13 protein-coding genes and 1 pseudogene are annotated in these 17,397 nt (G+C 69.3%); 5 read left to right on the top strand and 9 right to left on the bottom strand.

Annotation, left to right across the window (positions count from 1 at the left end; genetic code table 11):
• Positions 1-95: 95 nt before the first annotated feature.
• On the bottom strand, positions 96-4,160 hold the full coding sequence (locus ACFJIX_RS00620; RefSeq protein WP_377156971.1) for a TcdA/TcdB pore-forming domain-containing protein: 4,065 nt from the start codon (positions 4,158-4,160) through the stop codon (positions 96-98).
• Positions 4,161-4,305: 145 nt separating this feature from the next.
• Here ACFJIX_RS00620 and ACFJIX_RS00615 point away from each other — a divergent pair, with 145 nt between their 5' ends.
• Entirely contained in the window at positions 4,306-5,208 is a 903-nt protein-coding gene (locus ACFJIX_RS00615) for a hypothetical protein (protein ID WP_377156970.1), read from the top strand.
• 630 nt (positions 5,209-5,838) lie between these two features.
• Here ACFJIX_RS00615 and urtE read toward each other — a convergent pair.
• From urtE to urtA, 5 genes are all read right to left on the bottom strand, one after another.
• On the bottom strand, positions 5,839-6,543 hold the full coding sequence (gene urtE, locus ACFJIX_RS00610) for an urea ABC transporter ATP-binding subunit UrtE (protein WP_377156968.1): 705 nt from the start codon (positions 6,541-6,543) through the stop codon (positions 5,839-5,841).
• 134 nt (positions 6,544-6,677) lie between these two features.
• Positions 6,678-7,514: an urea ABC transporter ATP-binding protein UrtD gene (gene urtD / locus ACFJIX_RS00605; protein ID WP_377156967.1), complete on the bottom strand. Its 837-nt coding sequence runs from the start codon at positions 7,512-7,514 to the stop codon at positions 6,678-6,680.
• Complete coding sequence (gene urtC, locus ACFJIX_RS00600; RefSeq protein WP_377156965.1) at positions 7,511-8,764, bottom strand: urea ABC transporter permease subunit UrtC; 1,254 nt, start codon at positions 8,762-8,764, stop codon at positions 7,511-7,513. The genes urtD and urtC overlap by 4 nt, the downstream gene beginning before the upstream one ends.
• Before the next feature lie 18 nt (positions 8,765-8,782).
• A complete protein-coding gene (urtB, locus tag ACFJIX_RS00595) occupies positions 8,783-10,381 on the bottom strand; it encodes an urea ABC transporter permease subunit UrtB (protein WP_377156963.1) in 1,599 nt (532 codons plus the stop codon).
• A complete protein-coding gene (urtA, locus tag ACFJIX_RS00590; protein ID WP_377156961.1) occupies positions 10,381-11,676 on the bottom strand; it encodes an urea ABC transporter substrate-binding protein in 1,296 nt (431 codons plus the stop codon). Before urtA ends, urtB begins: the two co-directional genes overlap by 1 nt.
• A gap of 128 nt (positions 11,677-11,804) precedes the next feature.
• Between urtA and ACFJIX_RS00585 the strand changes: the two genes are divergently transcribed.
• Both ACFJIX_RS00585 and ACFJIX_RS00580 read left to right on the top strand, forming a co-directional pair.
• Complete coding sequence (locus ACFJIX_RS00585) at positions 11,805-12,449, top strand: prolyl hydroxylase family protein (RefSeq protein ID WP_377156959.1); 645 nt, start codon at positions 11,805-11,807, stop codon at positions 12,447-12,449.
• Positions 12,450-12,596: 147 nt separating this feature from the next.
• Positions 12,597-13,637, top strand: coding sequence for a hypothetical protein (locus tag ACFJIX_RS00580; RefSeq protein ID WP_377156957.1), 1,041 nt, complete (start codon positions 12,597-12,599; stop codon positions 13,635-13,637).
• Between the two features lie 65 nt (positions 13,638-13,702).
• On the opposite strand, the gene ACFJIX_RS00575 is transcribed toward ACFJIX_RS00580, so the two are convergent.
• Both ACFJIX_RS00575 and ACFJIX_RS00570 read right to left on the bottom strand, forming a co-directional pair.
• Positions 13,703-14,596 carry an NAD(P)/FAD-dependent oxidoreductase gene (locus ACFJIX_RS00575; protein WP_377156956.1) on the bottom strand — a complete coding sequence of 298 codons (894 nt, stop codon included), beginning with the start codon at positions 14,594-14,596 and terminating at the stop codon, positions 13,703-13,705.
• Positions 14,586-15,056 (bottom strand): Rrf2 family transcriptional regulator, encoded by a 471-nt coding sequence (locus ACFJIX_RS00570; protein ID WP_377156955.1) that lies wholly within the window; start codon positions 15,054-15,056, stop codon positions 14,586-14,588. The genes ACFJIX_RS00575 and ACFJIX_RS00570 overlap by 11 nt, the downstream gene beginning before the upstream one ends.
• Before the next feature lie 124 nt (positions 15,057-15,180).
• Between ACFJIX_RS00570 and ACFJIX_RS00565 the strand changes: the two genes are divergently transcribed.
• Positions 15,181-15,564 (top strand): hypothetical protein, encoded by a 384-nt coding sequence (locus tag ACFJIX_RS00565; RefSeq protein ID WP_377156953.1) that lies wholly within the window; start codon positions 15,181-15,183, stop codon positions 15,562-15,564.
• Positions 15,565-15,566: 2 nt separating this feature from the next.
• Positions 15,567-16,355, top strand: coding sequence for a hypothetical protein (locus tag ACFJIX_RS00560; RefSeq protein WP_377156952.1), 789 nt, complete (start codon positions 15,567-15,569; stop codon positions 16,353-16,355).
• Here ACFJIX_RS00560 and ACFJIX_RS00555 read toward each other — a convergent pair.
• Positions 16,321-17,328: pseudogene (locus ACFJIX_RS00555) on the bottom strand (response regulator); the annotation flags it as partial. The gene ACFJIX_RS00560 and the pseudogene ACFJIX_RS00555 sit on opposite strands and share 35 nt — an antisense overlap.
• Between the last annotated feature and the right edge of the window lie 69 nt (positions 17,329-17,397).

The following is a 17,397-nucleotide window of genomic DNA, read 5'->3' as shown; positions in this document are numbered from 1 at the left end:
ACGCTGCCGCCGCTGCTGCTGCTGCTGCTGCTGCCGCAGCCGCAGCCGCAGCCGCAGCCGCAGCCGCAGCCGCAGCCGCGCCTGTTCCGACGACCTCAGCCGTGCTGAGGCACGAGCAGCGTCGGCGATGACACCCGAGGCGCCGGCGGGAGGGTCAGGTCTGAAGTCCCTGGACGTCCCTCCGCCGGCATGCCGGCGATAAAGGCGTTCAGGCGGAGCGCCTGCAACTGGAAGGTCGCGGCGGTCACTTGACCGGTCTTGTCCATCGTCAGCCGGGGCACCCTGGCGCGCCGGTCGTCGTCGGTGGCGATGGACCAGTCGATCGAGCGTCCGGTCGAGCGGCCGACGTGCTCCTGTGCTGCAACCATGTCCAGCAGGTTGTCGTTGACGAGCTCGCCGAACGACCACGATCCATCGTCCTGGCGGATCCGCGTCAGCAGCGCGCGGTCCGTGCGGGACGCCTCGGCGTCGCCGCCCGGCGCGTCGGGATCGAAGAACCACGGCAGACGTTGCTCGTCCCATCCGTCGCCCGATCGCGCGACGAGGTCGCCGCCGTCCCGCACCAGCGACAGACGACGATCCCTGAGCGTCAGGATCGGGACGTCGAGACGCTCGGTGGGCAAGGCGAGTGCCGTCGAGATCGGGGCCGTCGTCGACATCGCGGCAGCCCCCGTTGCCGTTGCCGTTGCCGTTGCCGTCCCGGGAATGCGCCGGGAGATCGTCAAGGCCGGATCGGGCATCAGCACGTGGCCGGAGGCGTGGTCCCCGACGAGCAGGGCGTCGCAGATGCGGATCAGGGGAGAAGCTGGCCGGGTGGCATCGAACACGAGCAGGTCCAGGCCGTTGTAGGCGGACCGGATGTCCGCGCCGGCCTCTTCGTCGAGGCGAAGGCGGCGAGGCGCTTCGTCGACCTCGGGCAGGACCACGGCCTCGTCGATGTCCCGCCTGCGCAGCGTCGACGAGAGGTCGATCTCGCGCCCGTCGCCCTGGATCAGCGTGCGGGAGAAGGGCTCGGGCGGTGTGGCGTCTCCGCGCCGGCGCGACTTCGGCATCAGGTAGCCGTCGATCTCGATCAGCCGCCGCAGGTCCTCCGTGAACAGCGCCAGCGCGTCGGCGTTGGCGTCGTAGCGGTCCTGGACGCTGCCCCGGTCCACGCCTCTTGGGGAATCGCCGTTGTCGATCACGATGTCCACGCCGGCGCGGCGCAGGCGGAACACGAAGTCGCGCGACTGCGCCGGGGTGTCGCCGAGAGGCACCCACGGTCGACCACCGTCCATCGCCTGCGCGGTGAAGCGCTTCAGGTCGGTGAGCAGCGTCCTGCGCTCGGCACGCTGCAAGGCGCCTCGATCCGGCGGAGGCTGGAATGGCGCGTCGCTGACGGATGACACGCCTCGGTCGTCGCTCGCCGTCGTCGTCCGGTGCCAACGCGCCGTTCGGCCGCGGCCTGTGGCGGTGAGAGCAGCAGCGGGAGCGAGCGAGGGCGCGGGGTCGTGGATCCAGAGCGTCTGATCGCCCTGCAGGACCGCATGACCGCTCTTGAGATCGACGTAGCCGCCGAGCGGCGCGCGGCGGCCCGCGCCCGCCAGTGCCAGGTCTTGCGGCAGACCCGGCGTGGAGCGCGCGTCATCGCCGGGGATCGGCGCGTCGACCGCGTCGGTCTGAGCCGTCAGCAGCACCAGCCCCTCGTCCCGTCGTGGCAGGACTTGCGCCGTCAATCCACCCTCCAGGAGTGGATGGCCCAACGCGTCGAGGTGGGTTCGAACCTCCGCCGCCGGATCGATGTCGTAAGGCGCATAACCGAGATCGACCACCAGCGCGGCCCGCTTCCGACTCAGGTCCAGCCACACGCCCAGTTCGGGCTGCCGGGGGGCGACCACGGTCACGGGCGTGCGTGGCATCGACTCGAACCGGATCGTCTGTCCGTTGAGCCTGAAGCCGATGGCGGCACTCTCGCTCTCGCCCTCGCTCTCGCCCTCGCCCTCGCCCTTACCCGCACGCTTGCCCGGGCCATGGCCGTCGAGGAACTCGAAGGCCTTGCCCCCGGCGCTCAACGCGCCGTCGAGCAGCACGGTCCACGATTCGCCGGGTCGCGCGGACGGGACGATCGTCACCGGGTTGCGGACCGTGCCGTCGGCGGGCAGCATCAGCACGACTTGACCCCCGCCGCCGATCAGCCGGTAGTCCACCAGCGACTGGTCCAGCGGGTGGATGCCGCGATCCGGTTCTCCGTCGTGGTTCCTGAAGGTGAAGCGCGCGTCGTCCAGGCCGGCGCGACCCGGCAGCGCGAGCAGTCGCGCCTGCTGGTCGAGTACGACCGTGAGCGCGCTCTTCCGGTACGCGTAGCGCCACACATCGGCGGACTTGGCCATGCTGCTGGAGGTGACGTAGTCGCCGACGAACTGCCCGCCGCTGCGACGCTCCATCCGGTCCAGCCGCGCATCGCCGAGGACGGAGAAGTCGCCGCCGGCCCGGCTGTTGGAATAGACCTCGAAGTCGATGTCCACCGCGGGGCTGGTCGCCAGCACCAGGATGCGGGACGGATCCCGTTGCTCCCCGGTGAGCGCGGCCATCGGACGGATCGCGCGTCCCGGCTTCCACAGCAGGGACCACAGATCCAAGTCCATCCCTTCGCGCGACTTGGCGAATTGGGCGTCGGACCCGTCGTTGATCTTCCAGTCATGCGCATGGCCGCCGGACGTGTAGAGACCGGAGAGATGGACCGAGGTCTCCCCGATGGTGGCGTCGTCGAAGCCGACCTCGCCCTTGACGAAGTCGATGCGGTTCACCGGCGCCCAGCCGGCGACGGCCAGGAACTGCCGGTCGCCGCCGCTGCCACCGCCGCTGTTGCTATTGCTGTTGCCGTCGCTGCTGCTGCTGCTGCTGCCGGCGGGCAACGACCGGAGCGGCGTGTCGTACCCCTCGTCGATCCCGTGCAGGGGTTGCAGATTGAAGTTGAGCCGCTCCTCCTCTTCGGCGACGGCTCGCACCAGGCCGGTGACGCCGATCGCGATGCCCGCGAGCGGCACGGCCAGTTCCCTCAGACCGGTGGACAGCAGGGTGAAGCCGGCCAGGGCCGCGATGGCGCTGGCGCCCAGGAGGCCCAGTCCGGCGATGTCGAAACCCAGTTGCGTGCCCGCGACGCCGATCGCGGACGCCCGTCCCGAGGCGATCGCGTCGACCAGGTTCTTGATGTCCAGGCCGACGACACCGGCCTGGAGCACCGAGCCCAGGCCGCGCAGGCCCTTGGTCAGCAGTGCCGTGGCCTGGGAGAGACCCGAGACGACGGCCGCATCCGTGCTCTGCATCGTCGTGCGGATCATGTTCGCCAGCGTCGCGGCATCCGCCCCCAGGAAGGCGGCCCCCTGCGTCATCCCGAGGTAGGTGACGGCCGCCTGGTAGGGGGATCCCGCCGGTGAGGTCCGCGAGAGCTGGCTCAGCGCCAGCGCGAGCAGTCCCACATTGAGGCCGTCGGGCGCCTGGGCGTCGACGGGTCCCGCGGACATCGCGCGGGCGGTCTCGGCCGGCATCTCGTCGAGCAGCATGGACAGCTGCCGCAGGTAGGCGTCCACGAGCCGCGCCTCGGCCGCATCGTCGACCGGTATTGCCGCGGTCGCGCCGGTCGACTCGTCGAAGAAGCTCAGCGTCGAAGCGGCGGTGTCGGGCGTCGCGGGCAGCAGGTGATGGCGCGCGGTGGGACGCAGGCGCTCGATGACGCGTCCGGCCGCGCCGAGGATGGTGCAGCGCTCGAGGCTGATCGCCGACGCTTCCCGATAGACCGTGTCCGCCGGTCGCTGACCGGCCGCGGCCGGGTACTTGTCGTGGCGCGCGATCCGACCGGTCGACGGATCGCGCGTGTAGATCCAGGTCTTGCCAGGCGCATGGCGTTCCTCGGCGGCGCCGAGGAAGCGCATCGTGACCCGGGGCACGTCCGGACGCAACAGCGGCGCCATCCACCAGTCCCATCGGTTCAGGACGAACCCCAGCAGCTCCGAGTAGGCGGTCACCTGTGCGTCGCCGGTCAGCAGGCCTTGCTCGACGCCGGCCTCCAGGAAGCGCTCGGCGAACGATCCAGGGGCGGCCCGGCTCACGAGCGCGCAGGACCGCAAGGTCACCTGGCTCGCGGTCCGGCTGATCCCCAGCTCGCGCAACGCCGTCTTCACCCGGTCGATGAGCGCCGCGGGGGGCGTAGTGTTCGAATTCGAGCGCCCCCGTGTCGCTCAGGCTGTCGTGGCCTTCGATCTCGAGCTTCACCCGCGTGTCCGGGGTGAGGCGTGACAGCAGGGCCTCGCCGCCGACGATGCGCTGATGGCCGTGGCGATCGATCTGGATCCAGACGGCCTCGTCCGGGTAGCGGTATCGCTCGAGCGCCAGGTTCGAGCTGTCCGCGCTCATCTGGAGGAACAGGCGCAGCTGCCGCACCTCCGTCGCACGGATGCGCGGCTCGAAGAAGCGGTACGCGCTGCCGTCCCACCATTGGTCGATCGTCGAGTGTGTGGACGGCCGCTCGATGACCGTCGTCACGCTCCGCGCCTCCTTGATGGCGTCGAGGTCCGGGATCCATGCGCCGCGGCGGGATCGGGTGGCGACGGGCAGGTCGCCGACCAGGATGTCATCGCCCTTGAGCGTGACGTCGAGCCTATTCGTGACCCCCTCCTGGAACAGGCGGACCAGCACGAAATCGCGAAGCAGCTGGAACTGCTGGTCCTGCCTGGCGATGTCCTCGGCGGAAGCGGTCGCCGGCAGCGGATCGACGTGGAGGGTTGCCCAGGATCCATGGCGGTCGGGCTGGAACACCCAGGTCCCGCGCTCGCGGTCGGACGGCGTGGGGCCGGGTTCGGGCACGCTCCGTGCGCTCCACGGGGCCGGAGTGTCCTGGGCGTCCTGGCCGGCGGGGCGGTCCGTCCCTCCGGCCTGGAGGGCCCTGATGAGCGCGCGATCTTCCGGCGTCCGAGGCGAGGCGGGCGTCGGGCCGGGGGAGACGAACCGGGTCGCGGGCACCAGTCCGCGGCGCACCAGGCGCTCCTGCGCCGCGACGACGTCGCGGATCGCCACGAACGCGGGCGATTGCCGCGACGCCTCCGTCCGCCACAGGGTGCGCGCGTGGCTCATGTCGACCTTGAGCGGCTGCTCGCAGAGCAGCGCCTTCAGCGCCTGCAATCGCGCGCGCACACCGATCGTGGTCCCGGCGGGGCTGGCGGACCGCGCTGAGGCCAGAGCCACGTCGAGCAGCTTCAGCAGCAGGCCTTCCGAGAGCGGCAGCACGACCTCGGTCGCCTTGGCCGGGGCGGGCGAGAGGCCGTTGTCGGAGGTGAAGCGGCACAGGCGTGGCGGCTCGCCGGGATCCTGGCCCAGCTGGAGCATGCTGCCCAGCCCCTGCGCGGCGTCGGCGATGCCCGAGAAATCGGCGGTGCGAACCGCCGTCAGGATCGACTCGACCATGCCCGACAGCATCGACGTCCACATGCCTTGCAGCTGGGCGAGCGAGAGACCCTTGCGGGGCAGGGCGTCCACGACGACGTCCACCGCCCACGCCGTGAGGGCGTCTTTCGTGCCGGTGGCGAACTGGATGTCGCCGGACGGTGATCCGCCCACGCGGGGCGGAAGCTCGCGCACGAACAGTGTCAGCAAGCCGTGATGCGGACCCAGCGCGTCATCGACCCGGGACCGGTCGACGGGTTGCAGGCGAGGCAGGGTGTTGAAGAGGGCGGGGTCGAAGAGGGTCATGGCGGGAGGCTCGGCGGTGGAACCTCCCTAGTGGCGTGGCGCGTGCCAGGTCTTGCCCTGGACGCTCGAAACTCTTCTCGAAAATTTCTGCCCCTGCCGTGGATCCCGCAGGCCTCAGATCGCCACCAAGCCTCGGATCTCCGGCGTCTGCATGTCCGCGTTGTCCCCGCGCGCGATGACGCTGCCGCGTTCGAGCACGAGGAACTCGTCGGCGAGTTCCGCCGCGAAGTCGTAGTACTGCTCGCACAGCAGGATCGCGACGGGGTGGCCGTCGAGTCCCTCGTCGGCCAGGCGCCGGATGACGCGGCCGATGTCCTTGATGATGCTCGGCTGGATGCCCTCGGTCGGTTCGTCCAGGATCAGCAGCCGCGGCGACGCCGCCAGCGCCCGCGCGATCGCGAGCTGCTGTTGCTGGCCGCCGGACAGGTCGCCCCCGCGCCGCTTGAGCATCTGCTTCAACACGGGAAACAGCGCGTACAAGTGCTCCGGGATTGGCGTGCCGCCCGGCTTGCTCGCCAGACCCATGCGCAGGTTCTCCTCGACCGTCAGCCGCGCAAAGATCTCGCGCCCCTGCGGCACGTAGCCGATGCCCGAACGCGCGCGCTGGTAGGGCGTCGCGCGCGTGATGTCCGCGCCGGCCAGCGTGACGCTGCCCGCGCGGATCGGCACCAGGCCCATCAGGCTCTTCAGCAGGCTGGTCTTGCCCACGCCGTTGCGCCCGAGCAGCACGGTGATCCGCCCCGGCGAGGCGCTCACCGACACGTCGCGCAGGATGTGCGAACCGCCGTAGTACTGATGAATGGACTCAGCGGTGAGCATGGCAAGTCATCTCGAAGTTGTCGTCGTGGTGGATCCGCGCCGATGAAAACCCAGCGGACCCCATGGAACGGGCTCCGCCGGGCCATCGGGGTCGCCCCCTTGAGGGGGCCGGCGAAGCCGGTAGGGGGAGGGCCTTACCTCCCAAGGTACACCTCGATCACGCGTTCGTCGGCTTGCACTTGAGCGAGCGTGCCCTCGGCCAACACCGAGCCTTCGGCCAGCACCGTCACCTTCTCCGCGATGCGGTCGACGAACCCCATGTCGTGCTCGACGACGATGATGCTGTGCTTGCCCTTCAGCGTCAGGATCAGCTCCGCCGTGCGTTCGGTCTCCTGGTCGGTCATGCCGGCCACGGGCTCGTCGAGCAGCAGCAGCTTCGGGTCCTGCACCAGCAGCATGCCGATCTCCAGCCACTGCTTCTGCCCGTGGCTCAGCAGCCCCGCAGGGCGCGTCATCTGATCCTGCAAGCGGATCAGCGTCAGCACCTCCGCCAGCCGGTCCTTCTGCGCGCCGCTCAGCACACCCCACAAGGACGCCCGCAGCGCGCGCGAGCCCTGCAGCGCGAGCTCGAGGTTCTCGTAGACGCTGAGCGCCTCGAACACCGTCGGGCGCTGGAACTTGCGGCCGATGCCGAGCTGCGCGATCTCGGCCTCGCTGTGGCGCAGCAGGTTGATCGTGCCGCCGAAGAACACGGTGCCGGTATCGGGCCGGGTCTTGCCGGTGATGATGTCCATCATCGTCGTCTTGCCCGCGCCGTTCGGGCCGATGATGCAACGCAGCTCGCCGGGCGCGATGTCGATGGACAGGCCGTTGATGGCGCGGAAGCCGTCGAAGCTGACGAACACGTCTTCCAGGTACAGGATGCGGCCGTGCGCCAGGTCCAGCTGGCCCGGCAGCACGACGCGACCGTAGCCGGGGCCGCTCGCGGCGCGCAGGCGCTCGGCGCCCTGTTCGAGCAGGTCGGGATTCATGGCGTCGTCTCCTCGGCACCGTCGACGGGCCGGCCGTCGGTCTTCTTCCCGAGCTTGCGCTTGACCAGCCCCGCGATGCCGTCCGGCATGAACAGCGTGACCGCGACGAACAGCGCGCCCAGCAGGTACAGCCAGTACTCCGGCGCGAACTGCGTCAGCCAGCTCTTGGCGCCGTTCACCGCGAAGGCGCCGACGATCGGTCCCACGAGCGTGCCGCGTCCGCCGACCGCGGCCCAGATGGCGATCTCGATGGAGTTGGCGACGCTCATCTCGCCCGGGTTGATGATGCCGACCTGCGGCACGTACAGCGCGCCGGCCAGACCGCAGATCAGCGCCGACAGCACCCACGCGGCCAGCTTGTAGGGCAGCGGCGAATAGCCGCAGAACATCAGCCGCGACTCCGCGTCGCGCACCGCGCTGAGCACGCGGCCGAACTTCGCCCGCGTCAGCCAGCGCAGGCCGAGGTAGCAGCCCACCAGCGCCACGGCGCTCAGCACGAACAGCGTCATCCGCATGCCCGGCGTCGTGATCGACAGGCCCAGCAGCCGCTTGAAGTCGGTGAAGCCGTTGTTGCCGCCGAAGCCGCTCTCGTTGCGGAAGAAGAACAGCATCGCGGCGTAGGTCATCGCCTGCGTGATGATCGAGAAGTACACGCCCTTGATGCGCGAGCGGAACGCGAAGAAGCCGAAGACGAAGGCGATGCCGCCCGGCACCAGCAGCACCAGCAGCATCGTGGCCAGGAAGCTGTCGCTGAAGGCCCAGTGCCAGGGCAGCTCCTTCCAGTCGAGGAAGACCATGAAGTCCGGCAGCGTGCTGCGGTACTGGCCGTCGGTGCCGATCTGGCGCATCAGGTACATGCCCATCGCGTAGCCGCCGAGCGCGAAGTACAACCCGTGGCCCAGCGACAGGATGCCGGCGAAACCCCAGATCAGGTCCATCGCCAGCGCGCACATCGCGTAGCAGCAGAACTTGCCGAGCAGGCTGATCCAGTAGCCGTCCACATGCAGCGGATGGCCGGCCGGTACGAGCAGGTTCAGCGACGGCAGCAGCACGCAGGCGATGGTCAACGCGGCCAGCACGGCGACCCAGCCGGCGCCGCTCAGCAGGGCGGGGCGCTGCGGCAGCAGCAGGGCGGCGTGGGGTGCCGCCTGCGGCGCGGCCGGCGCGGTCGGCGCGGTTGGCGATATGGCGGACGCCGCGGTGTCGGAGACCGCGGGCGGTGGGGTGGAAGCGGGAGAGGTCGCGGTCATGAGGGGATCCCTGCGCATTCAGGACTCCTGCGCGCGGCCCTTGACCGCGAACAGGCCCTGCGGCCGCTTCTGGATGAAGACGATGATGAAGAGCAGCACGGCGATCTTGGCCAGCACCGCGCCGACGACGCCTTCGAGCGCCTTGTTGGCCAGGCCCAGGCCGAGCGCCGCCAGCACCGTGCCGGCGAGCTGGCCGACACCGCCCAGCACGACCACCATGAAGGCGTCGACGATGTAGCTCTGTCCGAGGTCCGGGCCGACGTTGCCGACCTGGCTCAACGCGCAGCCGGCCAGGCCCGCGAGGCCCGAGCCGAGTGCGAAGGCGTAGGTGTCCACGCGCGCGGTGGGCACGCCCATGCAGGAGGCGATGGGGCGGTTCTGCGTGACGGCGCGGACGAACAGGCCGAGCCGCGTGCGCGCGATCAGCAGCGACATGCCGCCGAGCACCACGAGCGCGAAGACGATGATCACGAGCCGGTTCGCCGGCAGTGCGAGTCCTGGCAGCAGCGCGAGCGAGCCGCCCATCCACGACGGGCTTTCCACCGCGACGTTCTGCGCACCGAAGAGCGAGCGCACCGCCTGCATCAGCACCAGGCTCAGGCCCCAGGTGGCGAGCAGCGTTTCCAGCGGCCGGCCGTAGAGCCAGCGGATCACGGTGCGTTCCAGCGCCGCGCCGACCAGCGCCGAGGCGAGGAAGGCGGCGGGCATCGCGACGAGGAGGTAGGCGTCGAACCAGCCCGGCAGCCATTGGCGGAAGGCGACCTGCACCAGGTAGGTCGCGTAGGCGCCGATCATCATCAGCTCGCCGTGCGCCATGTTGATGACGCCCATCAGGCCGTAGGTGATGGCCAGGCCCAGCGCGACCAGCAGCAGGATGCTGGCCAGGCTGATGCCGGTGAACAGCGCGCCCAGGCGTTCGCCCCAGGCGAGGGTGTCCTCGACGGCGCGCAGCGAGCGCTGCAAGGCGCGCTTGACCTCGGGGTCCTGTTCGTCGGACAGGCGTTGGTTGAGCAGCAGCCGCGTCTCGGGGCTGTGCGATTCGCCGAGCAACTTCGCGGCGGCGAGGCGCTTGGCGGCGTCGGGGCTCGCGGCCAGCGCTGCCGCGCGGGCGAGCTTCAAGGCGTCGAGGACGGTGGCGTCCTGCTCCTTCGTGATGGCGGTCTCCAGCAGCGCGACGCGCGCGTCGTCGCCGCCGGCTTCCATCAGCGCCTTCGCGGCGGCGAGGCGTTCGGCCTTGTCCGCGCTCGACAGGCGCAGCCCGGCGAGCGCGCCATCGAGCTCGCCGCGCAGCCGGTTGTTGAGCATCACGTCCTCGAGCGCGGCTTGCGCGTCCGGTGTCAGCGTCACCGATGCGCCGGTCGCGGCGTCGACGACGCCGGCGTCGGTCGTGATCAGCACGCGCCGATCGGGAGCGAGCTTCACGCGTTCGTCGGACAGCGCCTGCAGCAGCACCGCGGTGCGTGCGTCGGGTGCCGCGACGAGCTTGCCGAGCGCGGCGATGCGGTCATCGGTCTCGCCCTGCGCGACGGACATCGCCTGCGGCTGCGTCAGCGCCTGCGCCAGGGGCGCGAGGCCGCACAACGCCAGGATCCATCCGAGGAGCAGGGCGCGCCGCATCACTTCTTCGCCGGCTCGTCAGGCTTGCCTTCATTGCCCGCGATGTACGGGCTCCACGGCTTGGCCTTGACCGGGGCAGGCGTCTTCCACACCACGTTGAACTGCCCGTCCGCGCGGATCTCGCCGATGAACACCGACTTGTGCAGGTGGTGGTTCTTCTCGTCCATCTTGGACGTGATGCCCGACGGCGCGCTGAAGGTCTGGCCGGCCATCGCGGCGATCACCTTGTCGGTGTCCGTCGACTTGGCCTTCTCCACCGCCTGCTTCCACATGTTGATGCCGATGTAGGTGGCCTCCATCGGGTCGTTGGTCAGCGGCTTGTCCTTGTGGCCCGGCAGGTTCTTGGCCTTCGCATAGGTCGACCACTTCTTGATGAACGCATCGTTGGTCGGGTTCTTGATCGACATGAAGTAGTTCCACGCCGCCAAGTGGCCGACCAGCGGCTTGGTGTCCACGCCGCGCAGCTCTTCCTCGCCGACGGAGAAGGCCACCACCGGCACGTCCTTGGCCTTCAGGCCGGCGTTGCCCAGTTCCTTGTAGAACGGCACGTTGGAATCGCCGTTGATCGTCGAGACCACCGCCGTCTTGCCGCCGGCCGAGAACTTCTTGATGTCGGCGACGATGGTCTGGTAGTCGCTGTGGCCGAAGGGGGTGTACTTCTCGTCGATGTCCGAGTCCTTCACGCCCTTGCTCTTCAGGTAGGCGCGCAGGATCTTGTTGGTGGTGCGGGGGTAGACGTAGTCGGTGCCCAGCAGCACCCAGCGCTTGGCGCCGCCGCCGTCCTTGCTCATCAGGTAGTCGACGGCGGGGATCGCCTGCTGGTTGGGCGCCGCGCCCGTGTAGAACACGTTCTTGCTGAGTTCCTCGCCCTCGTACTGCACGGGGTAGAAGAGCAGGCCGTTGAGTTCCTCGACCACCGGCAGCACCGACTTGCGCGACACCGAGGTCCAGCAGCCGAAGATCACCGCGACCTTGTCCTGGGTCAGCAACTGGCGGGTCTTCTCGGCGAACAGCGGCCAGTTGGAGGCCGGGTCGACGATCACCGGCTCCAGCTTCTTGCCCAGCACGCCGCCCTTGGCGTTGATCTCGTCGATGGCCATCAGGACGGTGTCCTTGAGCACGGTCTCCGAGATCGCCATCGTGCCCGACAGGCTGTGCAGCACGCCGACCTTGATGGTGTCGGCGGCGAAGGCGGGCAGGGCGGCCAGGTTCAGGCCGGTCAGCGCGCCGGCGACGGCCAGGGTCTTGAGCGCGTGGCGGCGCTGGGGACGGGAGGATTTCGGATGCGAGGACATGGGGAGCTCCGGTGGAGGAAGGAAGACTTCGGATGGACTTCGCAGGACTTCGGGAAGTGAGCGGATGCTAGGAAGGAGGGGACGCGGGGCATATACGGCACATGGCGTACATGCGGTGAGAATGGGTCATGCACATCCAGACCCACAACGACCGCGTCTTCACCGTGCCGGGTTTCCTCTCCCCCGAGGAATGCACCGAGGTGATCGCGCTGGCGGAGCAGAGCGGCTTCGACGCCGCGACGGTCCGCCTGGAGGCGGGACAGCAGCTGCTGGCCCACATCCGCAACAACGAGCGGACGATGGTGGCGAGCGCCGCCTGGGTCGAACGCCTGTGGGGACGATTGCGACAGTTGCCGCTGCCGGAGCTCGACGGCACGCGCGCGGTGGGCCTGCCCCGGGAACTGCGCTTCTACAAGTACACGGCGGGCCAGCGCTTCCGGATGCACAAGGACGGTCCGTGGCGCGAGGACGGGCTCGTCAGCCGCCTGAGCTTCCTGGTCTATCTGAACGAGGGCTTCGAGGGCGGCGAGACGGGTTTCCGCGACTTCGCCGTGCGGCCCAGGACCGGCGGTGCGCTGGTCTTCGTCCACGACACCTGGCATGAGGGCGCGCCCGTGACCTCGGGCACCAAGTACGTGCTGCGCTCGGACGTGATGTATGCGCCGGTGGTCGACGCACCGGAGTCGAGGTTCGATTCGAAGTTCGACTCCGGGTTCGACTCGCGCTTTGACTCACGGTTCGACTCGACGTTCGGTGGTGGTGACCGCTCGTAACACCTCGAAGAAGTGTGCGTGCACCGGCGATCGTGTCACGCCGTTGATGCAACATGCTGCCCCTTCCCCGGGCGAGGCACTTGCCTCCCCGGGGACGAGGACTCAAGAAGAACTCCGAACAACAGGAAAGAACCAGGAGGTACCGCGATGACGATGACTGCAATGACGATGACGGCCCCGCGGCCGGACCGCGCGATGGGCCGGATGGCCAAGGCGCTGCTGGCGGCGCTGATGCTGCTGGTGGCGATGCTGACGGGCACGTCGGCCTGGGCGGCGCGCGACGACGGCCAGTGGCAGATCCTGAACGCGCGCTATGGCACGGCGCAGCGCAACATGGACGTGACCGACCGGCTGCGCGACCTGGCGCGACGCGATGACCGCGTGCGCGTGACCAACGAGCTGTTCGGCAACGATCCGGCCTACGGCCAGACGAAGACGCTGCGCATCTACGCGCGCAACCGCAACGGCGACAACCGCACCTTCGAGTTCCGCGAGGGCAGCGTCATCGACGGCAACGACTTCACCGGCTGGCGCGGCGGCGAGTGGGGCCAGGGCGGCGGCAACGGCAACTGGGAAGGCGGCGGCCACGACGATGGCGCCTACGCGATCCTGGGCGCGCGTTACGGCGTGCCTGAAGCGAGCATCGACGTGACGCCCCGCCTGCGCGAGCTGGCGCGTCGCGACGCGAAGGTGCGCGTGACCAACGACCTGTTCCGTGACGATCCGGCGGTGGGCCGCACGAAGATGCTGCGCATCTATGCCCGCGACCGCAGCGGCCAGGTGAGGACCTTCGACTACCGCGAAGGCGCGTGGATCGACGGCGGCCAGTTCACGGGCTGGGGCCGCGGCGACTGGGGCCAGGGCGGCTGGAACGGCGGCTGGGACGGCCGTCCGGGCAGCGCCACCAACCCCGGCGGCTACAACCCCGGCGGACAGGGTCCGTCCCAGGACCAGCGCCTGAACATCGTGCGCGCCACCTACGGCAGCGGCGGCCGCACGGTCGACGTGACGGACCGGGTCCGCAACGCCAGCCGCGGCGGCGTGCTCGACCTCCGTGTCGACAACGACCTGGCCGGTCGCGATCCGGCCTACGGTGAGCAGAAGACGCTGCGCGTGACCTTCACGGTCGGCCGCGGCCGGGAGCAGACGCGGGAAGCGCGCGAGGGCGAGCGGATCCGGCTGCCTTGAGGGCGTGTTGGCGTGTTGAGCGCCGCGTTTGAATGACGAGGGCCCCGCAAGGGGCCTTCGTCGTTTCAGAACATCGTCGAGCGATGCGCGCCGAAGCCGGCCATCGCGCCATCGGACACGGCGAGGGTGACGCTGCCGGCTGCGCGGGCGGCGTCGCCGCAGGCGAAGACCTTGGGCACACTGGTGTCCTGCATCGGGCCGACCTTGATGAACGGTCCCATCGGTCCGTCCTCCATGACGCAGCCGAGCTGCGCGGCGATCGTGCTCGACGGCGTCGTGCGCGGCTGGGTGAAGAGGCCGTCCATCGTCAGCGTCCGGCCGTCCTCCAGCACGACGTCGGCGAAGCCGTCGATGCGGGTGATGGGCGTGGGCTCGACGCGCGTGCCGCGGCGCGCGAATTCATCGAGGTGCTCGGCGCTGGGCTCGTAGGCGCCGTTCAGGAACAGCGTCGGCACGCCCCAGTCCGGCAGCATCATCGCGTGGTGCTGCGCCAAGGGGGACGCGGCGATGATGCCGATGCGACCCTGGTCCAGCTCGTAGCCGTGGCAATACGGGCAATGGAAGACGCTGCGTCCCCAACGCTCCACAAGACCTGGCACCGGTGGAAGTTCGTCGCGCACACCGGTGGCGAGGATCAACCGCCCGGCGCTGACCGCGACGTCGCCCACACGGAACTCGAGCCGGCCGTCCGGCGCGACGCGTCCGTCGTCGGCGAGCCCGGACATCCACTGCACGGTCGGATAGAGCCGCAACTGCCGGCGCGCTTCCTCCGCGATCGCAGCGGGCGCGCGCCCGTCCTGCGTCAGGAAGCCGTGCGCCTCGCCGCCGTGGTCGTCGACGCACTGGTTGCGTCGCTTCCCCGCGTCGACAACGAGCACCTGGCGACGCGCCCGCGCCAGTTGAAGGGCCGCGGCCATGCCGGCATAGCTGCCGCCGATGACGGCGAAATCAATCTTCATGGTGATGCTCCTCGAGCCGATGGGGCGCATGGCCGAGCTCGACCATGCGCTGGTGGAAGTCGCGGGACAGCGTGGCCAGCGTCACCGCGCCGAGCCGCTTCAGCAGGAGCGCTTCGGCCTCCTGCACGGCGTTGCCGAGCGCGTCGTTGACGGCGCGGGCGACGAGGCACTCCGGGTGCTCCTCGCGGAAGCCGAGCGACACCAGCGACGGACCGCCGAGCGCGTCATGCACGTCGCGAAGGGTGATGCGGTCGAGCGGACACGACAGCACCCAGCCGCCGCCGTGGCCCTTCGCGGACGCGACGAAGCCCGCTTCGCGCAGGCCGCCCATCAGGCGGCGCAGCACGACCGGGTTGGTCTGCATCGCGGCGGCGAGCGATTCGGACGTGGACGGGCCGTCGCCCTCGGCCATGTGCAGCAGCACGTGGAGGACGTCGGACAGCTGGCTGTTGGATTTCATGCAACATTATGAGTTGCGAGATATTGTCAATGTTCGGCAAGGGGCTTTGGCGCTCGTGCCACATCGGATCTGGGAAGGAACGACGAGTAGTGCTAGGCTGAGGCAAATTGCCACAGGAGTTCCCATGTCATCGAATTCGGTCCGCGTCAGTGCTGAACTCTTTCAGTCCGCCCAGGAGCAGGGCGAGGCCATGACACGTTCCGCAGCTCAGCAGATCGAGCACTGGGCGCGGCTGGGAAAAGCGCTTGAGGACGCCGGACTGTCGACAGATGAGATGGTTTCAGTGCTCCGTGGGGAGGCCGAATCGGGGGCAGGTTCGAAAGAGCGACGACCGAAGGGCCGGCTGAGCAGCAAGATCGTTCCCGCCGAACAGATGTGGGCTGAGAAGCGCGCCAAGCAGAAGAAGGACATGGAGAACGTCAGGTCCGGGAAGGTTCACGGCATGGCGATGGGATGGTTCTCCGCGAAGCGCATCAAGCAGGTCGAAATCCTGGATTCGCCTTACTGAACATGGCCACTTCGCCCAAGCTTCCTGAGGATGAGGCACCGCTGACCGATGCGCAGATCGAGCGCATCTTTGTCAACGCGGGAGAGGACATGGTGCTCGTGGGCGGTCAGGCGCTGCACTTCTGGATGCGCAGATTCGGTATCTCTGCGCGAGGGTTGTCGGTCTCCAACGATGCAGATTTCCTCGGGACCGCCCAGCAGGCCGGTGAACTGGCGGATCGGCTCGGAGCCCACTTCCAGAAGCCTCCGGCATCCGCGCTCACCGCGCTGGTTGCCCAGGTGCGCCTGCCCTTGCGCAAGGGGCTTTTCGGCAACATCGATGTGCTGCATCAGCTCTACACGACCAGCACCCCGAAGAAGACGGTCGAATTCACGCAGCGGGTGAAGCGCAATGCGATGACAGTGAAGTGGACCGAGGATTCATACATCCGTGTCATGGATCCCTTCGACCTTCTGGAGTCCCGCGTGCAGAACGCGGTCGGCTTCGCGAGCGAGCAGATGAAGGGCGCGCACGTCGTCACGCAGGCTCGTTGGGCAATCGAAGTGGTCAAGGCGGCGCTTTTCCTGCTCGCTTCCGGGGACGAAGAATTCACCTCGCGCGTGGGACACAAGATCCAGCAGATCGTGCGATTCGCCAGGAGTTCTCCGGGCCGACGCGCGTGGCATGAACTCGGCATCGACGTGCTGGATGCGATCGACGCCGACTTGATTCAGGCGATGGCTCCGACGAGTGCCGTCCAGTTGGTTCATGTACGCGTCATGCAGCGGCGGCGCGCGAAGGAAGGGGGCTAGGGATCCTCACACCTCCCACTGCGGATGCATCTCCCTCACCCCTGGTGAGCGCCATCGATGCCGCCGCCGTGCGGGTCTCCACGCCGAGCTTGGCGTGGATGCGCTCCAGGTGCTTCTTCACTGTCGCCGGGCTGGCGCCGAGGATCTCGCCGATGTCGCGGTTGATCTTGCCCTTGACGACCCAGTAGAGCACCTCGGCCTCGCGCGCCGTGAGGCTGAAGGCCAGGCCCAGCGAGCGGATCACCGCAACGTCCGACACCTCGCGCATCACGATCAGCCAGTCGCCGCCGGCCGCCGCACCGACGCCCGCCACGCCGGGGGTGTCCTCGCCGCCGATGCAGTGATGCAGCCGGAAGCTCAAGCGCCGCGCGCCGAGCTCGGCGCACAGCCGCGCCGGCTCCTGCGGCGGCATGCCGTCGGCGGGCGTGTGAGCCGCCATTTCGTCGAGCGTCTTGCGCAGCCACGCCAGCACCGGCGCCGGCGTCTGCGGCGCGATCGTGCCGTAGTAGAGCTGCAGCAGCTCGCGCGCCAGCGGCGTCTGCCACAGCAAGCGGCCCGACGAAGCCCGCACCGCGATGCTCGCGTAGCCGAAGGCGTCCAGCGCCTGGCGCGTCTGCCGCGCCTGCCGCGCGCCCTGCAGGTGGACCTGCATCCGCGCCAGCACCGCGCGCGTGTCCAGCGGCTTGGTCACGTAGTCGACGCCGCCGGCCTGCAGCGCGGCGACCAGGTGTTCCGTCTCCGTCAGCCCCGTCATGAAGATGATCGGGATGTGCGCCGTCGCGGGGTCCGCCTTCAGCCGCCGTGCGACCTCGAAGCCGTCCATGCCCGGCATCATCGCGTCCAGCAGCACGATGTCCGGCCGGCCCTGCTGCGCGCAGGCAAGCGCGGCCTCGCCGCTGGTCGCCGCCAGGACCGTGTAGCCGTGCTCGTCCAGCGCGTCATGCAGCAGCGACAGGTTGTCGGGCACGTCGTCCACCATCAGGACACGATCGCCTTGCTGCTGATCGAGCAGCGCCGCCACGGCGGAAGGAAGCGAAGAGTT

It is taken from the genome of Roseateles sp. UC29_93, assembly GCF_042695725.1.
Classification (GTDB): domain Bacteria; phylum Pseudomonadota; class Gammaproteobacteria; order Burkholderiales; family Burkholderiaceae_C; genus Roseateles; species Roseateles noduli_A.
The sequence above is the reverse complement of the archived record's forward strand: the minus strand, read 5'-3'. Positions and strand labels throughout refer to the sequence as shown.

Excerpts from the sequence above, each read along its gene's own strand:
- ACFJIX_RS00615 (WP_377156970.1), top strand. The coding sequence starts at position 4,306 with ATGGCCGTGGCGATCGATCTGGATCCAGACGGCCTCGTCCGGGTAGCG.
- urtD (WP_377156967.1), bottom strand. The coding sequence starts at position 7,514 with ATGAATCCCGACCTGCTCGAACAGGGCGCCGAGCGCCTGCGCGCCGCG.
- urtB (WP_377156963.1), bottom strand. The coding sequence starts at position 10,381 with ATGCGGCGCGCCCTGCTCCTCGGATGGATCCTGGCGTTGTGCGGCCTC.
- urtE (WP_377156968.1), bottom strand. The coding sequence starts at position 6,543 with ATGCTCACCGCTGAGTCCATTCATCAGTACTACGGCGGTTCGCACATC.
- ACFJIX_RS00570 (WP_377156955.1), bottom strand. The coding sequence starts at position 15,056 with ATGAAATCCAACAGCCAGCTGTCCGACGTCCTCCACGTGCTGCTGCAC.
- ACFJIX_RS00560 (WP_377156952.1), top strand. The coding sequence starts at position 15,567 with ATGGCCACTTCGCCCAAGCTTCCTGAGGATGAGGCACCGCTGACCGAT.
- ACFJIX_RS00575 (WP_377156956.1), bottom strand. The coding sequence starts at position 14,596 with ATGAAGATTGATTTCGCCGTCATCGGCGGCAGCTATGCCGGCATGGCC.
- ACFJIX_RS00585 (WP_377156959.1), top strand. The coding sequence starts at position 11,805 with ATGCACATCCAGACCCACAACGACCGCGTCTTCACCGTGCCGGGTTTC.
- ACFJIX_RS00580 (WP_377156957.1), top strand. The coding sequence starts at position 12,597 with ATGACGATGACTGCAATGACGATGACGGCCCCGCGGCCGGACCGCGCG.
- urtA (WP_377156961.1), bottom strand. The coding sequence starts at position 11,676 with ATGTCCTCGCATCCGAAATCCTCCCGTCCCCAGCGCCGCCACGCGCTC.
- urtC (WP_377156965.1), bottom strand. The coding sequence starts at position 8,764 with ATGACCGCGACCTCTCCCGCTTCCACCCCACCGCCCGCGGTCTCCGAC.
- ACFJIX_RS00565 (WP_377156953.1), top strand. The coding sequence starts at position 15,181 with ATGTCATCGAATTCGGTCCGCGTCAGTGCTGAACTCTTTCAGTCCGCC.